Source organism: Gluconobacter sp. Dm-62 (genome assembly GCF_018256155.1).
Lineage (GTDB): Bacteria > Pseudomonadota > Alphaproteobacteria > Acetobacterales > Acetobacteraceae > Gluconobacter.
Genome location: NZ_JAERLY010000002.1, coordinates 573974 through 590070, shown reverse-complemented (window position 1 = coordinate 590070; position 16097 = coordinate 573974). Strand labels below are relative to the sequence as shown.

The following is a 16097-nucleotide window of genomic DNA, read 5'->3' as shown; positions in this document are numbered from 1 at the left end:
CCCAGGAGAACACGCCATGTTCGCCATGCAGCTCAAAGCCCACCACACCCCTCTGGAATGGGTCGAACTCCCCGATCCCGAGCCCGGCCCCGATGAAATCCGTATCCGGATCGGCGCCTGCGGCGTGTGCCGGACGGACCTGCATGTCGTGGATGGCGAACTCCCCCACTCCACCCTCCCCATCATCCCCGGCCACGAAATCGTCGGCCGGATCGACAAACTGGGCAGCAATGTCACCGGTCTGTCGGTGGGCGAGAGGGTCGGCGTGCCCTGGCTCGGGCATACCTGCGGACACTGCTATTACTGCACGCACGGGATGGAAAATCTCTGCGACCATCCCCTCTTCACAGGCTTCACCCGCAATGGCGGCTACGCGACCATGACGGTCGCCGATGCCCGTTACGCCTTCCCGATGGGTGACAAGGGCGAAGACAAGGATCTGGCTCCCCTGCTCTGCGCCGGGCTGATCGGCTGGCGCTGCCTGAACAAGGCAGGCGACGGCAGGAAGATCGGCCTCTACGGCTTCGGTGCGGCCGCCCATATCATCACGCAGGTCCTACGCTGGCAGGGCCGCGACGTCTATGCCTTCACCTCACCTGGTGACACGCAGAAACAGGATTTCGCCCGCTCCCTCGGCGCAATCTGGGCCGGTGGCTCGGACGAACTCCCGCCCGAGCCACTCGACGCCGTCATCCTCTTCGCTCCCGTCGGCGCCCTGCTCCCCGCCGGTCTCAAGGCCATTCGCAAGGGCGGAAAAGTCGTGTGTGGCGGAATCCACATGAGCGAAATCCCGGCCTTTTCCTACGATACGCTGTGGGAAGAGCGCGAAATCGTTTCCGTCGCAAACCTGACCCGGCAGGACGGTCTGGAGTTCCTGAAAATCGCTCCGGAAATCGGCATCAAAGTGACCAACACGCCCTATGCCCTCAAGGACGCCAATAGATCGCTCGATGACCTTCGGCACGGCCGTTTCGACGGTGCCGCCGTATTGCTGCCCTGATCCGCGTCAGAAGCGGGTTTCAGAAAGATGATTTTTCAGGGTAAATATCTCAAAGCGCGACAGTAAGTATCGCGCATGGATCCCGAAACCATCGCAATACCGCGCGCTGCCGTCAGAAAGAAACATGGGACAGACACAAACCGCCCCACCAGACATTTCCTGTCCCGCCTTTGATCTGCTGCCTGACCTGATCTGCATGGAGTCTGTCGGCAACACGGGCACCATGCACTTCAACACGGCCTGGAAGCAGCAGGCTGCAGACCTTGGGGTCCCGCTCCCTTTTCCAAAATGGCTTCCGATCGTCCTCCCCGCAGATCAGGCAGACGTCACCCGCGTCCTGCACAAAACCACACCGTCAGACACCACCCGGACCACAAGTTTCCGCATCCGGAACCCTGATGGACAATACCGCTGGTTCCTCCTACGCATCGTCCAGCGCACGCTCTCCAGCAGCGAGGGCGCCGCCCGCATCCTCATCCTGACAGACATTCATGAGCGGAAACGCCACGAAGAGGACCTTCTTCACAAGGCCGACATCCGCGACCGGATGCTCAATGTCAGCGTGGACTGCATCAAGGAAATCACGAAAGATGGCACGCTGGTTCATATGAACACGGCCGGCTGCAACGCACTGGGCGTCGATAGCAACTCCGGGTTCGGCATGCGGTGGCTCGATCTGCTTCCATGCGAGGCCCACACCCCCGGTGGTGAAGCCCTGAGGGACGCCGCAGAGGGACAGAATGCCCGCTTCATGGGCGTCAGCCAGCTCCCCGGTCAGCCCACGAGACACTGGGACAACATGCTGACCCCGCTGCTCAATCCCAACCAGACAGTCGAGGCCATTCTTTGCGTCTCGCGAGACGTGACGACCCAGCGCGAGAACGAGCAGCGGATCGCCCTGCTCCTCAACGAGCTGAACCATCGCTCAAAGAACATGCTCGCCATCTTCCAGGCCCTGATCCGGCGCACAGTTCCCGATCCCGCAGCCCCCTTCGTCAAGGTTCTGGAAGAGCGCATCACCTCCATTTCGCGCAGTCAGGACCTCCTGATCCATGGCGAATGGACAGGTGCCACTGTCCACGACGTCGTCACCTCCCAGACCGTCGTGGCCGGAGATTTCCCCACCACGCGCCTGCGGATCGAGGGGGATCCGGCGCTTCAGTTTATTCCCGCCACCGCCGACCGCATCGGGCTGGCCATCTATGAACTGACAACCAACGCCATCAAATACGGCGCCCTGTCGAACGACACAGGAACCGTAACCGTCAGCTGGGATCTGCTCGACGAAGAAGGCGGCCCCATCTTCCGCATGTGCTGGAAGGAAAACGGCGGCCCGACCGTGAAAACCCCGGATCGGCGCGGCTTCGGCTCGATCGTCATCGAACACAATCCCCGGTCGATCCCCGGTGCCAGCAGTTCTTGCTGCCACGAACCAGACGGCACCGTCTGGACCTTCCGGGCACCGGCTGAAAATGTTGTGCGCTGCCCCACCCGGTTGTTCTAAAAGCCGGGTTGAGGCATGCTCGAGCGTGTCTCTCTGCTACCGGGTGCTCCGGCAGCTTTGGAAAACAGGAAACGTTCATGAAAAAGTACCTGATGCTTGCCGCCGCAGCCGGTCTGCTGGCGACGTCAATCACCACGGCAGAAGCAGAACCGGGCGGTTGCATCAAATACGGCGCCGCCGGTGCTGTCGGTGGCCATATCGCCAACCATCATGGCGTCCTGGGCGCCATGGGTGGCTGCGTGACGGGCATGTATGTCCGTCACCGTTACCGCAAGGAAGCCCGCGCGAAGGCTGCCCTGTATGACAAGGCTCATCCGGGCGCCAAGGGGTCCTACGAGGAGAAGGCTACAGCTTATGACGTGGAACACTCCACCAAGCCCGGCCAGATGAATGGTACGGATGCAGCTCCGGCTGGCACACCGGCCGCCGCTACTCCGGCGCAGCCCCAGTAAGACTGACGTCATCATTTCCCGATGATGGAAACACTCCGGGCTCCCCTCGCGGGAGCCCGGTTTGCGTTCAAGCCCGTTTCAGATCGGAAGCGGCACTCCGTCCTTACGGTCCTGCGCTTCGACATACATCCGCAGAACCGACGGATACCGCGCCCGCGTTACCCGCTCCAGCGCCGAAACCCCCTGCTCCACCTGCCCGGCCGTCAGCGTGTCGTCCCAGTCCAGCGACAGCAGGACAATGATGCTCCCCGGCCCCCGCGTCTCGGTCACGACCTCGTTGACCCCGACCACACCCGGCAGCTTCATCGCCTCCACCCGCACAAACGCGTCAATTTCCGGATTACTCTCCCCGACCAGCAGAGAGCGCGTCTCGTTCGTCAGCAACACCGCGACAATCACCAGAACAAGCCCGATAAGCAGCGACGCCATACCGTCCAGAACATGCCATCCCGTCACGACGGAGAGCACCGTAAAGACCAGCGCGATCATCAGACTGACCAGCGCCGCGCCGTCCTCGAACAGCACGACAAACAGCCCCGGATCGGTACTGCGGCGGATCATGGTCCACAGGGAACCTTTCCCGGATGGAAGGGATTTCATGGCCGCCAGAAAACCATAGCCCTCCATGCTCCCCGAAATCCCGAGAATGGCCACATTCAGCCACCAGCCGGGAAAGACATGCCCCAGCACATGGATCGGCTCCATCGCCGCCGGATGCCAGACCTTCTCCCAGCCCTCATGCAAAGACGCGACCCCGCCGCCAATGAACAGCGCACCCGCCACCACCAGCGTCCAGAAATAAAGCTCCCGGTGATGCCCCAAAGGATGATGCATCGTCGCCGGAGCCGCCGCGCGCTTCATGCCCACCAGCAGCAGAAGCTGGTTGCCGCAGTCGACAAAGGAATGAACCGTCTCCGCCAGCATCGCGGCCGAGCCGGTGAGCAGAGCCGCCACCCCCTTCACGCAGGCAATCGCAAGATTGACTCCCAGCGCAATGAAAACGACCTTTGTTGAACCACCTGCCGACATTCTGGCCTCATCCGTAAAAACCGGATTTCAGAGTGAGGACCTCGGCGCGGCCCTGTCAAACCCTGTCGCGCGCTATTGCAGGCTTCCAAGCGCACCATCCGCTTCATGGCCGTCCTGAACACGCGTCAGTTCATCCACAAGACAGATGCACCCCTCCCGAAACCGATAGAACGCCACCACCCGGATCACGCTCCGCGCCCCGCAGGGCCGGGTCGCGGACGCCAGATGAACCGTCGCCGCCCGATCCTTCTCACAGACGAGATGCAGGATCTCGATTTCCAGAGAGGAAAGCCCCTCCCGCAGGGCCAGCGCATGAGTGCGGAAATCCGCCAGCGTCATCTCGCGCCCATCCACAAGCTGGCGATAATCGGGCGTCATGAACGTCGTCAGCGCGTCCAGATCGGACCCGAAATCCGCAAACATGGCGAACATGTCCCGAATGATCCTCTCCGGAGCACGACCGGACGCCTCAAGATGTCCTGACACCTATTTCAGCCCACTGTCCTGCCGCGCCCGCTCCAGCAGCACGACGAAATCACGCTCGGCATCCCCGGCACTGATCGCACTCAGCAACCGGTCACGCACCACCGAGGCGTAAGGCAGCGGAACCCCATGCTCCCCACCGGCCTTGAGAAACATCTCCATATCCTTGAGCCCCAGCGTCACCGGCGCGCCGGGATGGTCGTATTCATGATCGACCATCAGCTTTCCGTAATTCTTATGAACCGGCGCGTTGTAGAAACTGCCCGTCATGATCTCGAAGATCGCATGCGGATCCGTCCCGGCCTTTTCATTCAGCGCGAAGACTTCCGCCATCTGCTCGATCGTCGAATAAATCATGAAGTTCAGCGACAGCTTGGCCAGATTGGCCTGAACCGGATCCTGCCCCACTTCAAAAATCTTGGATCCGAAGCACTCCAGCAAAGGCCGCAGACGCTTCAGCGCCTCCTCCGCTCCCGCCGTCACCACGAACAGCTCACCTGCCTTCGCCGCCGGCGGCCGCCCGAGCACATTGGCACTGACATAAACCTGCCCGCGCTCCGCATGCCCGTCCCGCAAACGGCGCGCCTGCTCCAGAGACAGCGTACTGCTACATGCATGAATGGCACCCGGCGCCAGACCCGTCGCGATGCCATGCTCTCCGAACACAGCCTCTTGCGTGCTGGCATCGTCAAACAGCATGGAGAACACAACCTCCACCTGCCGCGCCACGTCCGCAGGCGTCTCGGCAAAAACAGCCCCCTGCGCCACCAGATCATCCGCCTTCTCACGCGTTCTGTTGGTCACGACAAGCTCGTGCCCTCCCTTGAGAAGACGCTCCGCCATCGCATGTCCCATGGCCCCGAGGCCCACAAAACCGACTTTCATCATCCTGATCTCCCGCTGAACACTCCGTTCAGGACTTCAAACCCGCCCGGACACCACAGTTCTAGCGAAAGTCATTTTGGCGTTCCCCCGCTCACAGGCCATAGTTCGACTCATGTGCGCCAATTCCTTTATGACCCCCGCCGCAGCCGAACATCCCACCTCCACAACACCATGGCTCCTTGGCGGACACATGAAGCAGAACACACGCCGGGTCGCAGACCGCCACGCCCATGAACGGGGCCAGATCTTCGGCATAGAGAGCGGCGTCATGGCCATCCGCACCGAGCACGCCTACTGGCTGATTGGTCCCGGCCAGTGCCTCTGGCTCCCGCCCCGGCTCCTGCACGAAGCCCGCTCCCACGGCGCCGTCGCAGGCTGGAGCCTGTATGTCAGCGCAGCAAAATGCTCCGATCTGCCGGACGAACCCTTTCTCGCAGGCGGGACACGCCTTCTCACCGCTCTGGCGGATCGCCTCTCCCACGACGCCGACGAAACCCGATGGGACGCGCATATCGGCCGACTTGCGGAATGTTTCTGGCACGAGTTCCTGACCGCCCCACGCGCCTCCGTGTCCCTGCCTTTCCCGAAAAACGAGCAACTCTGCCGCGTCGCCAACACCCTGAGCGACAACCCGGCAGACCCCCGCGACCAGAAAGACTGGGCCAGGCTGGCCGCCATGTCGCTCCGCTCCTTCGTCCGCCATTTCACACTTGAGACGGGACTGCCGTTCTCCGTCTGGCGGCAACGCCTGCGCATCCTGAACGCACAGGAAAAACTGGCACGCGGCGAAAGCATAGCCAGCGTGGCACTGGACGTCGGCTATGAGAGCCTCGGCGCCTTCGCCACAGCCTTCCACAAAAATACGGGCTACCGGCCCGGCGATTACGCAAGGCTCTGCCGGACGCCCTGAAAACAGAAAAGCCGCCCCCGAAGGGACGGCTTCCTGCAACGTCAAACTCTGATCGACGGATCAGGCCGAGAGATGCGCCTTCACCAGCGCACTGGCCTTCGCCGGGTCCAGATCCGCGCCAAAACGCTCCTTCAGCGCGGCCATGACCTTGCCCATGTCCTTCATGCCAGCCGCTTCCGTCTTCTTCACGGCGTCCTCGATCCCAGCCTTGAGCTGACCTTCGTCGAGTTCCGGCGGCAGATAGGACTTGATCGTCGCGATCTCGCCCTCTTCCTTTTCCGCCAGCTCCGGACGGCCGCCGTCACGATACATCGTGGCGGACTCCGTGCGGGACTTGATCATGGAACGCAAGGCGGAAATGATGTCCGTATCCGTCACCTCAGCGCTCTTGGCGCGGGCGGCAACGTCCAGATCCTTGATCTTGGCCGTGATCCCGCGGATCTGGGCCACCGTCTCGGACTGACCGGCCTTCATGGCTGTCTTGAGGTCGTCCATGATCTGCTTGCGAAGCGACATCGCCGTTCTCCTTACATCGGACAGCCCGCAGGAAACTCCCTTGGCGAGCCATCCCTCATTCCGTGAATGGCGGCAAAATCGCACAAAAGCCGGATTGCAACAATCCAGCAGCCCCTGTGGCCGCAAAACAAGCCATTCGGAAAAAACTTCCCACATCTTCCAGGAACGCAAAACAGACCTTGGGAAAAAACTTCCCATTCCGTTTCCGATCCCTTATCCAGAGGCCTCAGAGTACATCCGGCAGCCAGCAACGAGGCGACCATGGACATCGACAGAATCATCGAAAAGGCCGGAGGCGCGGACGAGATCGCCGCCCTCGCAGGCGTCGGACTGGAAGCCGTCCGCAAATGGCGCCAGTCCCGCATGGTCCCGACCAAGCACTGGCCAGCCCTGCTGCGCGTGCCGGGAATCGCCCTTCAGGACCTGACAGCGGACCTCACCCCACAAGAACAAGAAAGAGAGACGGACGTGTCCAATCCCTGCCCTCCCGGCGCCAACGCCGCCCTTGTCCTTGCCGATGGGACGGTCCTGTGGGGCCGTGGCTTCGGTGCCCATACGGAAGGCGCTGTCGGAGAACTCTGCTTCTCCACCGGCATGACCGGCTATCAGGAAACCCTGACCGATCCGTCCTTCGCCGGCCAGATCGTGACCTTCACCTTCCCGCATATCGGCAATGTCGGCACGAACGCCGATGACAACGAGGCCCCGAAAATGGCGGCCCTCGGTGCCGTCGTGAAGGAAGACATCACCGTCCCGGCAAGCTGGCGCTCCCACGAGCCCCTCGCCACATGGCTCAGCAAACATAATCGCGCGGGTATCAGCGGCATCGACACCCGCGCCATCACCCGCACCCTGCGCGACAAGGGTCCGCAGACCGCGATCATAGCCTTCCCCGCAAACGGTCGTATCGACCCCGCTGCCCTGCTGGAGCAGGCCCGCCAGTGGCCCGGGCTCGAAGGCATGGACCTCGCCAAAGAGGTCACCCAGCCCAAGCGGGTCTGGACCGAAGGCGTGTGGGAAACCACCCGACCGGCCCGGACCGAGAACCGCCGCCGCGTGGTCGCCATGGATTACGGCGCCAAGGACAACATCCTGCGCTGCCTCGTGACCGCCGGCTGCGACGTCACCGTCCTGCCCGCCACGGCCACCGCCGAAGAAATTCTGGAACTCAAGCCCGAAGGCGTGTTCCTCTCCAACGGCCCCGGCGATCCGGCCGCAACCGGCACCTATGCCGTCCCCGCCATCCGCAAGGTTCTGGACGCGAACGTCCCTGTCTTCGGCATCTGCCTCGGCCATCAGCTTCTCGCGCAGGCTCTCGGCGGCAAGACCTACAAGCTGGAGCGCGGCCATCGCGGCGCCAACCAGCCGGTCAAGGACGTCGAAACCGGCCGCGTGGAAATCACCAGCCAGAACCACGGCTTCGCAGTAGACGAGAAGTCCCTGCCTGCCGATGTGAAGGTGACGCATGTGAGCCTGTTCGACGGCTCCAACGAAGGCATCGCCTCGACCACGAAGGACGCCTTCTCCGTCCAATACCACCCCGAGGCGAGCCCCGGCCCGTCCGACAGTTTCTATCTTTTCGAGCGTTTCGTCGCGGTCATGGACCGTCGCGCTAAAGCAGGAGCCTGAGCCATGCCAAAACGGACAGACATCTCGTCCATCCTGATCATCGGCGCTGGCCCGATCGTCATCGGACAGGCCTGCGAATTCGACTATTCCGGCGCACAGGCCTGCAAGGCCCTGCGTGAGGAAGGCTATCGCGTCATTCTGATCAACTCGAACCCCGCCACTATCATGACCGACCCCGGTCTGGCGGATGCGACCTATATCGAGCCGATCACCCCGGAATTCGTCGAGCGCATCATCCTCAAGGAAAAGCCCGACGCCGTCCTGCCGACCATGGGTGGCCAGACAGCCCTGAACGCCGCCATGGCGCTCGACAAGTCCGGCTTCCTCAAGAAGCACGGCGTGGAACTGATCGGCGCGGACGCAGAAGTCATCGACCGTGCGGAAGACCGCCAGAAGTTCCGCGAAGCCATGGACGAGATCGGGATCGAAAGCCCCCGCAGCACCATCGCCCATACGCTGGAAGAAGCCCGTGCGGCACTGGCCGATGTCGGCCTGCCCGCCATCATCCGCCCGTCCTTCACCATGGGCGGCGCAGGTGGCGGCATCGCCTATAACCGTGAAGAGTTCGACCAGATCGTCACGGGCGGCCTTGATGCCTCACCGACAACCGAAGTTCTGATCGAAGAGTCTGTCCTCGGCTGGAAAGAATACGAGATGGAAGTGGTCCGCGACACCGCGGATAACTGCATCATCATCTGCTCCATCGAGAACATCGACCCGATGGGAGTCCATACCGGTGACTCCATCACCGTCGCTCCCGCACTCACGCTGACCGACAAGGAATACCAGCGCATGCGGGACGCCTCGATCGCGTGCCTGCGCAAGATCGGCGTCGAGACCGGTGGCTCCAACGTGCAGTTCGGCGTCAACCCTGCCGATGGCCGTCTGGTCGTCATCGAGATGAACCCGCGCGTGTCGCGCTCTTCGGCTCTGGCATCGAAAGCCACCGGCTTCCCGATCGCCAAGATCGCCGCCAAGCTGGCCGTCGGCTACACGCTGGACGAACTCAAGAACGACATCACCAAAACGACCCCGGCCTCCTTCGAACCGACGATCGACTATGTCGTCGCCAAGATCCCCCGCTTCACCTTCGAGAAGTTCCCCGGCTCCCCGGCGCTGCTCTCGACATCCATGAAGTCGGTCGGTGAGGCCATGTCGGTCGGCCGCTCCTTCGCCGAAGCCATCCAGAAGGGTCTTCGCTCGATGGAAACGGGCCTTACCGGCCTCGATCCGGTCGAAGCCCCCGGCGACGGTTCGCACAACGCCTATCTCGCCGCTCTCGCCGAGCCGCGCCCCGAGCGCATCCTGATGGCCGCGCAGGCCCTACGCGCCGGGCTGAGCGTCGAGCAGATCAACGAAGCCTGCAAATTCGAGCCCTGGTTCCTCCGCCAGCTCGAAGACATCGTGACGTCCGAGCGCGACATCGAAAAGAACGGCCTGCCCACGGACGCCTACAATCTGCGCCGTCTCAAGGCCCAGGGCTTCTCCGACGTCCAGCTCGCCCGCCTTTCCGGCCAGAGCATCACGGATGTCGCAGCCCTGCGTGAAAAACTGGCCGTCACGCCGGTCTATCGCCGCATCGACACCTGCGCCGCCGAATTCGCCTCCGACACGCCCTATCTGTACTCCACCTATGAAGGTGGGTTCGGCACGCCGGACTGCGAAAGCCGCCCGACGAACCGCGACAAGATCGTCATCCTCGGCGGTGGCCCGAACCGCATCGGTCAGGGCATCGAGTTCGACTATTGCTGTGTTCACGCCGCCTACGCCCTGCGCGAAGCCGGTTTCGAGACAGTCATGGTCAACTGCAACCCCGAGACGGTCTCTACCGATTACGACACCTCGGACCGCCTGTATTTCGAGCCCCTGACCGCCGAGGACGTGATCGCCCTGATCCGCACCGAAGCAAAGGGCGGCAAGGTTCTGGGCTGCATCGTGCAGTATGGCGGCCAGACCCCGCTCAAGCTGTCCCGCGCCCTTGAAGAAGCTGGCATCCCGCTCCTCGGCACCCCGGCCGACGCAATCGACCGCGCCGAAGACCGCGAGCGTTTCCAGGCCATGCTCCGCAAGCTCGGCCTGCGCCAGCCGCGCAACGGCATCGCCCGCAGCCCGGCGGAAGCCGAGAAGATCGCCGAGGAAGTCGGCTACCCGGTCGTCGCCCGACCGTCCTACGTTCTGGGCGGTCGTGCGATGGAAATCGTCTATGACAAGCCGGGTCTCAAGCGCTACCTCAACGGCGTCCTGCGCGCCGCCGGCCCCGAAGTCTCGACCGGCCCCGTCCTGCTCGACCACTATCTCAACGACGCCATCGAAGCGGACGTGGACTGCATCTGCGACGGCGAGAACGTCTATGTCGCAGGCGTCATGGAACACATCGAGGAAGCCGGCATCCATTCCGGTGACTCCGCCTGCTCCCTGCCGCCCTACACGCTTTCTCCCGCGCTGGTGACGGAACTGCGCTCCCAGACCGAAGCCATGGCCCGCGAACTGGGCATCCGTGGCCTGATGAACGTCCAGTACGCCATCAAGGATCAGGAAGTCTTCGTCCTCGAAGTGAACCCCCGCGCCTCGCGGACCGTGCCGTTCGTTGCCAAGGCGACCGGCGTTCCGGTTGCCAAGATCGGCGCGCGCGTCATGGCGGGTGCGAAGCTCACCGAATTCAAGCTCGATGGTGGGGCGGTCTCTCCGCATGTCGCGGTCAAGGAAGCGGTGTTCCCGTTCCATCGCTTCGCCAATGCCGACACGATCCTCGGCCCGGAAATGCGCTCCACGGGTGAAGTCATGGGATTGGATTCCAGCTTCGAGCGGGCTTTTGCCAAGTCCCAGCTTGCGGCCGGTGTGACGCTGCCGCTTGCAGGCACGGTGTTCCTGTCTGTCCGTGACAGCGACAAGGCGCATGTCCAGCCTCTCGCCCGCAAGCTGGTCGCCATGGGCTTCACCATTCTCGCCACCAGCGGCACGGCCTCCCGTCTGGAAGCCGCCGACATTCCCGTAAAGCGCGTGAACAAAGTGATGCAGGGCCGTCCGAACTGTGTGGACTCCATCCGCTCGGGCGATGTGCAGATGGTCATCAACACCTCGCAGGGCGGTCAGGCCGCGCAGGATAGCTACGAAATCCGTCGCAGCGCCCTGACGATGGGCATCCCGCATTACACCACGATCGCAGGTGCCCGTGCGGCAACCTATGCCATCGCGGTTCTGAAGGAAGACGATCTGGGCGTCGCCCCGCTTCAGTCCTACTTCAAAGGGACGTTCTGAGACCTGTAGTGATCAGCCCGCCGATCAAAGCGATCCGGCGGGCTCTCACTCTGGCGTCACACTGGAAACGATAACCATTCCACCTCTGCAGAAGGAGGGGCCGTAGGGGTAGGTGTGGGTTTATGAATATTTTCCTTTTCGCCGCCGTTGTTCTCATCTGAGGCCTGACATGGTTCGCCATTCACCTCCAGATCGGCGGTACCACCCTTGATACGGCAATTTTCTGGCGCTTTGCCCTGGCGGTCCTGCTCCTTGGCGCGGGGCTCGGCGTTACTGGCAGGCTGCGGCGTCCGCCACGCGCGGCGCTCCCCTGGCTGGCAGTGATGGGCGTGTGCCTGTTCTCATGCAATTTCCTGGCCATCTACAGTTCTGAAATTTTCCTTCCAAGCGGCACGGTTTCGGTCATCTTCAGCATGTCCGCGATCCTCAATGCCCTGAACCAGTGGATCTTTTTCCGTCAGAGACCGGATGCGCGTGTCCTGGGCGGTGGTGTCCTTGGGGTCTGCGGGGTCGGATTACTGCTGGGCGGGAACGCCGATCTTGGCAAGGAAACACTGATCGGCATGGGACTGGCGCTTGTAGGAACGACTATGTTCCCGCTGGGCAACATGGTTTCTAAGCGGCTGGGACGGTTTGATCTGGGCCTGCTGAACACAGTTTTCTACGGAATGGTCTGTGGTACGTTGCTGATGGCAGGCAATACGCTGATCCACGGCCATGATTTCATGCCCCCCCTGACGGTCAGATGGCTGGGTGGACTGATCTATCTGTCCGTTTTCGGGTCCGTGGCCGGCTTCCTGTTCTATCTGGCGCTTGTGCAGCGCATCGGCGCGGATAAAGCAGCCTACACAACAATCCTGTCCCCGGTGATTGCTCTGGGTGCCTCCGCTCTGTGGGAAGGCGCCCACTGGTCCAGGCCCATGCTGGCCGGGCTTCTTCTGATCCTGATGGGTAATGTTCTGGCCTTCGCGCGCCGACGCCCGGCACCACAATCTGTGGAAGTCGAGCAGGGCTAGGGATCGTCGGAGCACCCGGGACAGACCAGAAGGACCGATTTCCGGGTGTGGTCAGGGACAACTTTCCTCGGCGAAAATGCCGCCACCTTGCAAAAAAACCCCATAAACCCTATATTATTCGGCTCATTAGTTATTTTCAGTCACGCTTTTTCGAGGATTTCAGAGTGCAGAAGATCCCCATGACCGCAAAGGGACAGCAGCGTCTTGAAGACGAACTGCGGACCCTCAAGAGCGTTGACCGACCCGCTGTCATCCGTGCCATTGCCGAAGCCCGCGAACATGGCGACCTGTCCGAAAACGCCGAGTACCACGCCGCCCGTGACCGCCAGTCCTTCATCGAAGGCCGGGTTCTGGAACTGGAAAGCATCGTCTCCAACGCCGAGGTGATCGACCCCTCGACGCTGACCGGAACGCGTGTCCGCTTTGGCGCTCATATCCAGCTCGTCGATGAAGAGACCGACAAGGAAGCGCTGTACCAGATCGTGGGCGTCCATGAGGCCGACATCAAGCAGGGCCTGATCTCGATTTCCTCCCCGCTGGCCAAGGCGCTGATCGGCAAGGATGTCGGTGACACCGTGTCTGTCCCTGCTCCCGGCGGAGACCGGACTTATGAAATCCTCAAGGTCGCATATCGCTGATGTCTGACGTCCTGACGTCCACCACCCCTGTCGTGACCATCGCGGACATCGAGAGCGCCCATCAGCGCATCGCGTCCACCGTGGTCCGCACGCCGACGATTTCCTGCCCTGCCCTGTCCAAACTGACGGGCGCGGACATTACGCTCAAGCTCGAAAACCTTCAGGCGATCGGCTCCTTCAAGGAGCGCGGAGCGGCCAACAAGATGGCCCTCCTGACGCCGGAAGAGCGGTCACGCGGCGTCATTACCGTCTCGGCAGGCAATCACGCACAGGGTGTGGCCCGTCAGGCCAGTCTTCTCGGCATTGATGCCACCATCGTCATGCCGCGCTTCACGCCGGCGTCCAAAGTTGCGGCAACGCAGGCCTGGGGTGCAACGGTTGTGCTGGCAGGCGACGATTTCGCGCAGGCCAGCGAAACAGCCGCCGAGCTTCAGAAGCAGGACGGACGCTTTCTCGTTCACCCGTTCAACGATCCGGCCGTCATTGCCGGTCAGGGTACGGCAGCACTTGAGCTTCTGCAGGACGCCCCGCATATCGACACGGTCGTCGTGCCGGTCGGCGGCGGTGGACTGATCGGTGGATTTGCAACCGTCATGGCGGCCCTGCGCCCGGATGTTGAAGTGATCGGCGTGCAGGTCGAGGCCTATGCCTCACTGTCCAGCTATCCGAAGGAAGACGGCCCGACACTGGGCGGTTCGACCATTGCGGAAGGCATTGCCGTCACGAAACTCGGCGATCACTGCCTGAGTGCATTTCGCAACAAGATCTCGAAGATCCTTGTGGTCAGCGAGCTTCAGGTCGAAAGCGCTGTCACGACACTGGCCGAAAAGGCCAAGCAGGTCTGCGAAGGCGCGGGCGCAACGGGTCTTGCTGCCGTTCTCGCCTATCCGGAGCTGTTCAAAGGGCGCCGCGTCGCCCTGCCACTTTCGGGCGGCAACATCAACGCGCGCATTCTCGCCAACACGATCCTGCGCTCCCTTCTCCGGGACGGGCGGATCCTGCGGCTGATCTTCCAGATCCCCGACCGTCCTGGCATGCTGGCAGACATCTCCACCCGCATCGGCAATTACGGCGGGAACATCATCGAAGTCTCCCATCACCGCCTGTTCGCATCCCCATCCGTTCAGACGGCCGAGCTTCTGGTGATGGTAGAAGCGCGCGATACCGAACACGCGCACCAGATCGAAACTGATCTGGCACGGCATTACATCGTCCGGCGGGACTGACCCTCAGAGCCCGTCGACGATAACGACATTGTAAGGTCCGGCTTTCCAGCGATGCTCGGCAGCCTTTTGGTAGGCCGGACTTTCATACCAGGCCCGGGCCGAAGCCGAGTCCGGGAACTCGATGATCACCACACCATCAGGCTCGGTGCCTTCGAGTTTTTCCTGCTTGCCATAGGCCGCAAGGATTTTGGCCGGAAATCCCTTGAAGGTTTCCCCAACCACTTCCGAATATTTTTTAAATTCAGCCGGATCGGCCAGCTTTTCACGAATAAACAGGGCATAGGCAGGCATGGAATGCTCTCCTCAGGATGAGCCCCCATACCCGCCACAAAACGCCTGACATTTCAGCACACAAGAGCGTGTGCCATGCTTTAGCGTGTACCGAACAGACGGTCGCCCGCATCTCCGAGACCGGGGACAATATACCCATGCTCGTCCAGATGGCTGTCGATGGAGCAGGTCACGATCTGCACATCGGGATGCAACTCCGCCATATGGGCGATGCCTTCGGGAACCGCCAGCAGGCAGGCAAAAATCGGGTTCGTGGCCCCGGCAGCTTTCACGCGGGTCAGCGCAGCCGCAGCCGAGTGGCCCGTTGCCAGCATCGGGTCGAGCACGATGCAGGTCCGGCCCGGAATATCGCTTGGCATGTTGAAGTAGTATTCACTGACTTCCAGCGTCTCGTGGTCTCGGCGCAGGCCGATATGTCCGACACGCGCGGACGGCACCAGATCCAGCATCCCATCCAGCAGACCGTTTCCGGCACGCAGGATCGAGACGAAACAGAGCTTCTTGCCGTCCAGTTCCTCACCTTCCATCGGGCCGCTCGGCGCCTCGATATGACGCGGAGCCAGCGAGAGGTTCCGCGTGGCCTCGTAAGCCAGAAGAAGACTGAGCTCGCGTGTCAGGCGGCGGAAACCTGCCGTGGACGTGTTGTGGTCACGCAGACGGGTCAGCTTGTGGCGCACCAGCGGATGGTCGAGAACGATAGGCGGCAGCGCCTGACTCATGCTTTTTCTCCTTCGGCCGGGCGAAAATCGAGCGCCAGACCGTTCATGCAGTAACGAAGTCCCGTGGGCGGCGGCCCATCGGGGAAGACATGCCCCAGATGGCCCTTGCAGTTCGCGCAGTGGACTTCGGTGCGGACCATGCCATAGCGGCTGTCCTGCGTGGTTTCGACGCCATCCGGCAGGGACTGGAAGAACGAGGGCCACCCACTGCCGCTTTCATATTTCTTTTCCGAAGAAAAGAGCTCACGCCCGCAGGCCGCGCAGGCGTAGATCCCCGCGCGCTTTTCGTCATTGAGCGGGCTGGAGCCGGGACGCTCCGTTCCGTGTTCATGGAGGATCCGCCGCTGTTCCGGCGTTAGGCCGACACCGCAGCCACTACCGGTCTGCCCGTTCGGGCCGCAACTCTGGGTCATGCTGGTTCTCCGGAAAATCTGAAGGGCGTCTTCTGACGATGTATGAAAGCGCCGCCGTATTTTGTCACGCATCTTAAACTGTCAGGACGCAACCCGGCGAGGCGAGATCCGTTAATGGATGCACAACA

At 62.2% G+C, this 16097-nt stretch carries 16 protein-coding genes; 9 read left to right on the top strand and 7 right to left on the bottom strand.

Annotated elements, in window-relative coordinates; genetic code table 11:
* Nucleotides 1-16 precede the first annotated feature (16 nt).
* From JK202_RS04540 to JK202_RS04530, 3 genes are all read left to right on the top strand, one after another.
* Nucleotides 17-1000 carry a zinc-dependent alcohol dehydrogenase family protein gene (locus JK202_RS04540; RefSeq protein WP_211558617.1) on the top strand — a complete coding sequence of 328 codons (984 nt, stop codon included), beginning with the start codon at nucleotides 17-19 and terminating at the stop codon, nucleotides 998-1000.
* A 124-nt stretch (nucleotides 1001-1124) separates the two neighbouring features.
* Nucleotides 1125-2504, top strand: a complete 1380-nt coding sequence (locus JK202_RS04535; protein WP_211558615.1) for a PAS domain-containing protein — start codon at nucleotides 1125-1127, stop codon at nucleotides 2502-2504.
* 77 nt (nucleotides 2505-2581) lie between these two features.
* Nucleotides 2582-2956 (top strand): hypothetical protein, encoded by a 375-nt coding sequence (locus tag JK202_RS04530; protein WP_211558612.1) that lies wholly within the window; start codon nucleotides 2582-2584, stop codon nucleotides 2954-2956.
* 78 nt (nucleotides 2957-3034) lie between these two features.
* On the opposite strand, the gene JK202_RS04525 is transcribed toward JK202_RS04530, so the two are convergent.
* The 3 genes from JK202_RS04525 to JK202_RS16485 form a co-directional block, all read right to left on the bottom strand.
* Nucleotides 3035-3985: a cation diffusion facilitator family transporter gene (locus JK202_RS04525; RefSeq protein WP_211558610.1), complete on the bottom strand. Its 951-nt coding sequence runs from the start codon at nucleotides 3983-3985 to the stop codon at nucleotides 3035-3037.
* 72 nt (nucleotides 3986-4057) lie between these two features.
* Nucleotides 4058-4417 carry a nuclear transport factor 2 family protein gene (locus JK202_RS04520; RefSeq protein ID WP_211558608.1) on the bottom strand — a complete coding sequence of 120 codons (360 nt, stop codon included), beginning with the start codon at nucleotides 4415-4417 and terminating at the stop codon, nucleotides 4058-4060.
* Nucleotides 4418-4471: 54 nt separating this feature from the next.
* A complete protein-coding gene (locus JK202_RS16485) occupies nucleotides 4472-5356 on the bottom strand; it encodes an NAD(P)-dependent oxidoreductase (RefSeq protein WP_211558606.1) in 885 nt (294 codons plus the stop codon).
* 187 nt (nucleotides 5357-5543) lie between these two features.
* Here JK202_RS16485 and JK202_RS04510 point away from each other — a divergent pair, with 187 nt between their 5' ends.
* Nucleotides 5544-6263 (top strand): helix-turn-helix transcriptional regulator, encoded by a 720-nt coding sequence (locus JK202_RS04510; RefSeq protein ID WP_249199589.1) that lies wholly within the window; start codon nucleotides 5544-5546, stop codon nucleotides 6261-6263.
* Between the two features lie 60 nt (nucleotides 6264-6323).
* Here JK202_RS04510 and JK202_RS04505 read toward each other — a convergent pair whose 3' ends face one another.
* Nucleotides 6324-6779 (bottom strand): GatB/YqeY domain-containing protein, encoded by a 456-nt coding sequence (locus JK202_RS04505; protein WP_211558604.1) that lies wholly within the window; start codon nucleotides 6777-6779, stop codon nucleotides 6324-6326.
* A 261-nt stretch (nucleotides 6780-7040) separates the two neighbouring features.
* On the opposite strand from JK202_RS04505, the gene carA reads away from it, so the two are divergent.
* From carA to JK202_RS04480, 5 genes are all read left to right on the top strand, one after another.
* Nucleotides 7041-8408, top strand: coding sequence for a glutamine-hydrolyzing carbamoyl-phosphate synthase small subunit (carA, locus tag JK202_RS04500; protein WP_211558602.1), 1368 nt, complete (start codon nucleotides 7041-7043; stop codon nucleotides 8406-8408).
* Between the two features lie 3 nt (nucleotides 8409-8411).
* On the top strand, nucleotides 8412-11666 hold the full coding sequence (gene carB, locus JK202_RS04495) for a carbamoyl-phosphate synthase large subunit (RefSeq protein WP_211558600.1): 3255 nt from the start codon (nucleotides 8412-8414) through the stop codon (nucleotides 11664-11666).
* A gap of 164 nt (nucleotides 11667-11830) precedes the next feature.
* Nucleotides 11831-12682 (top strand): DMT family transporter, encoded by an 852-nt coding sequence (locus JK202_RS04490; protein ID WP_283091776.1) that lies wholly within the window; start codon nucleotides 11831-11833, stop codon nucleotides 12680-12682.
* 164 nt (nucleotides 12683-12846) lie between these two features.
* Complete coding sequence (gene greA, locus JK202_RS04485; RefSeq protein ID WP_062033225.1) at nucleotides 12847-13320, top strand: transcription elongation factor GreA; 474 nt, start codon at nucleotides 12847-12849, stop codon at nucleotides 13318-13320.
* Nucleotides 13320-14546 carry a threonine ammonia-lyase gene (locus JK202_RS04480; protein ID WP_211558598.1) on the top strand — a complete coding sequence of 409 codons (1227 nt, stop codon included), beginning with the start codon at nucleotides 13320-13322 and terminating at the stop codon, nucleotides 14544-14546. The genes greA and JK202_RS04480 overlap by 1 nt, the downstream gene beginning before the upstream one ends.
* A gap of 3 nt (nucleotides 14547-14549) precedes the next feature.
* On the opposite strand, the gene JK202_RS04475 is transcribed toward JK202_RS04480, so the two are convergent.
* From JK202_RS04475 to msrB, 3 genes are all read right to left on the bottom strand, one after another.
* Entirely contained in the window at nucleotides 14550-14837 is a 288-nt protein-coding gene (locus JK202_RS04475) for a DUF1330 domain-containing protein (protein WP_211558596.1), read from the bottom strand.
* 80 nt (nucleotides 14838-14917) lie between these two features.
* Complete coding sequence (upp, locus tag JK202_RS04470; protein ID WP_211558594.1) at nucleotides 14918-15556, bottom strand: uracil phosphoribosyltransferase; 639 nt, start codon at nucleotides 15554-15556, stop codon at nucleotides 14918-14920.
* The gene (gene msrB, locus JK202_RS04465) at nucleotides 15553-15969 is read right to left on the bottom strand and encodes a peptide-methionine (R)-S-oxide reductase MsrB (RefSeq protein ID WP_211558592.1); all 417 of its coding nucleotides are present in this window, start codon (nucleotides 15967-15969) and stop codon (nucleotides 15553-15555) included. The genes upp and msrB overlap by 4 nt, the downstream gene beginning before the upstream one ends.
* Between the last annotated feature and the right edge of the window lie 128 nt (nucleotides 15970-16097).

Bases quoted from the DNA above. Each gene is read 5' to 3' on its own strand.
- JK202_RS04535 (WP_211558615.1), top strand. From the start codon at position 1,125: ATGGGACAGACACAAACCGCCCCACCAGACATTTCCTGTCCCGCCTTT.
- JK202_RS04540 (WP_211558617.1), top strand. From the start codon at position 17: ATGTTCGCCATGCAGCTCAAAGCCCACCACACCCCTCTGGAATGGGTC.
- JK202_RS04520 (WP_211558608.1), bottom strand. From the start codon at position 4,417: ATGTTCGCCATGTTTGCGGATTTCGGGTCCGATCTGGACGCGCTGACG.
- JK202_RS04480 (WP_211558598.1), top strand. From the start codon at position 13,320: ATGTCTGACGTCCTGACGTCCACCACCCCTGTCGTGACCATCGCGGAC.
- JK202_RS04530 (WP_211558612.1), top strand. From the start codon at position 2,582: ATGAAAAAGTACCTGATGCTTGCCGCCGCAGCCGGTCTGCTGGCGACG.
- carB (WP_211558600.1), top strand. From the start codon at position 8,412: ATGCCAAAACGGACAGACATCTCGTCCATCCTGATCATCGGCGCTGGC.
- JK202_RS04510 (WP_249199589.1), top strand. From the start codon at position 5,544: ATGAAGCAGAACACACGCCGGGTCGCAGACCGCCACGCCCATGAACGG.
- JK202_RS16485 (WP_211558606.1), bottom strand. From the start codon at position 5,356: ATGATGAAAGTCGGTTTTGTGGGCCTCGGGGCCATGGGACATGCGATG.
- carA (WP_211558602.1), top strand. From the start codon at position 7,041: ATGGACATCGACAGAATCATCGAAAAGGCCGGAGGCGCGGACGAGATC.
- msrB (WP_211558592.1), bottom strand. From the start codon at position 15,969: ATGACCCAGAGTTGCGGCCCGAACGGGCAGACCGGTAGTGGCTGCGGT.
- JK202_RS04505 (WP_211558604.1), bottom strand. From the start codon at position 6,779: ATGTCGCTTCGCAAGCAGATCATGGACGACCTCAAGACAGCCATGAAG.
- JK202_RS04475 (WP_211558596.1), bottom strand. From the start codon at position 14,837: ATGCCTGCCTATGCCCTGTTTATTCGTGAAAAGCTGGCCGATCCGGCT.
- JK202_RS04525 (WP_211558610.1), bottom strand. From the start codon at position 3,985: ATGTCGGCAGGTGGTTCAACAAAGGTCGTTTTCATTGCGCTGGGAGTC.
- upp (WP_211558594.1), bottom strand. From the start codon at position 15,556: ATGAGTCAGGCGCTGCCGCCTATCGTTCTCGACCATCCGCTGGTGCGC.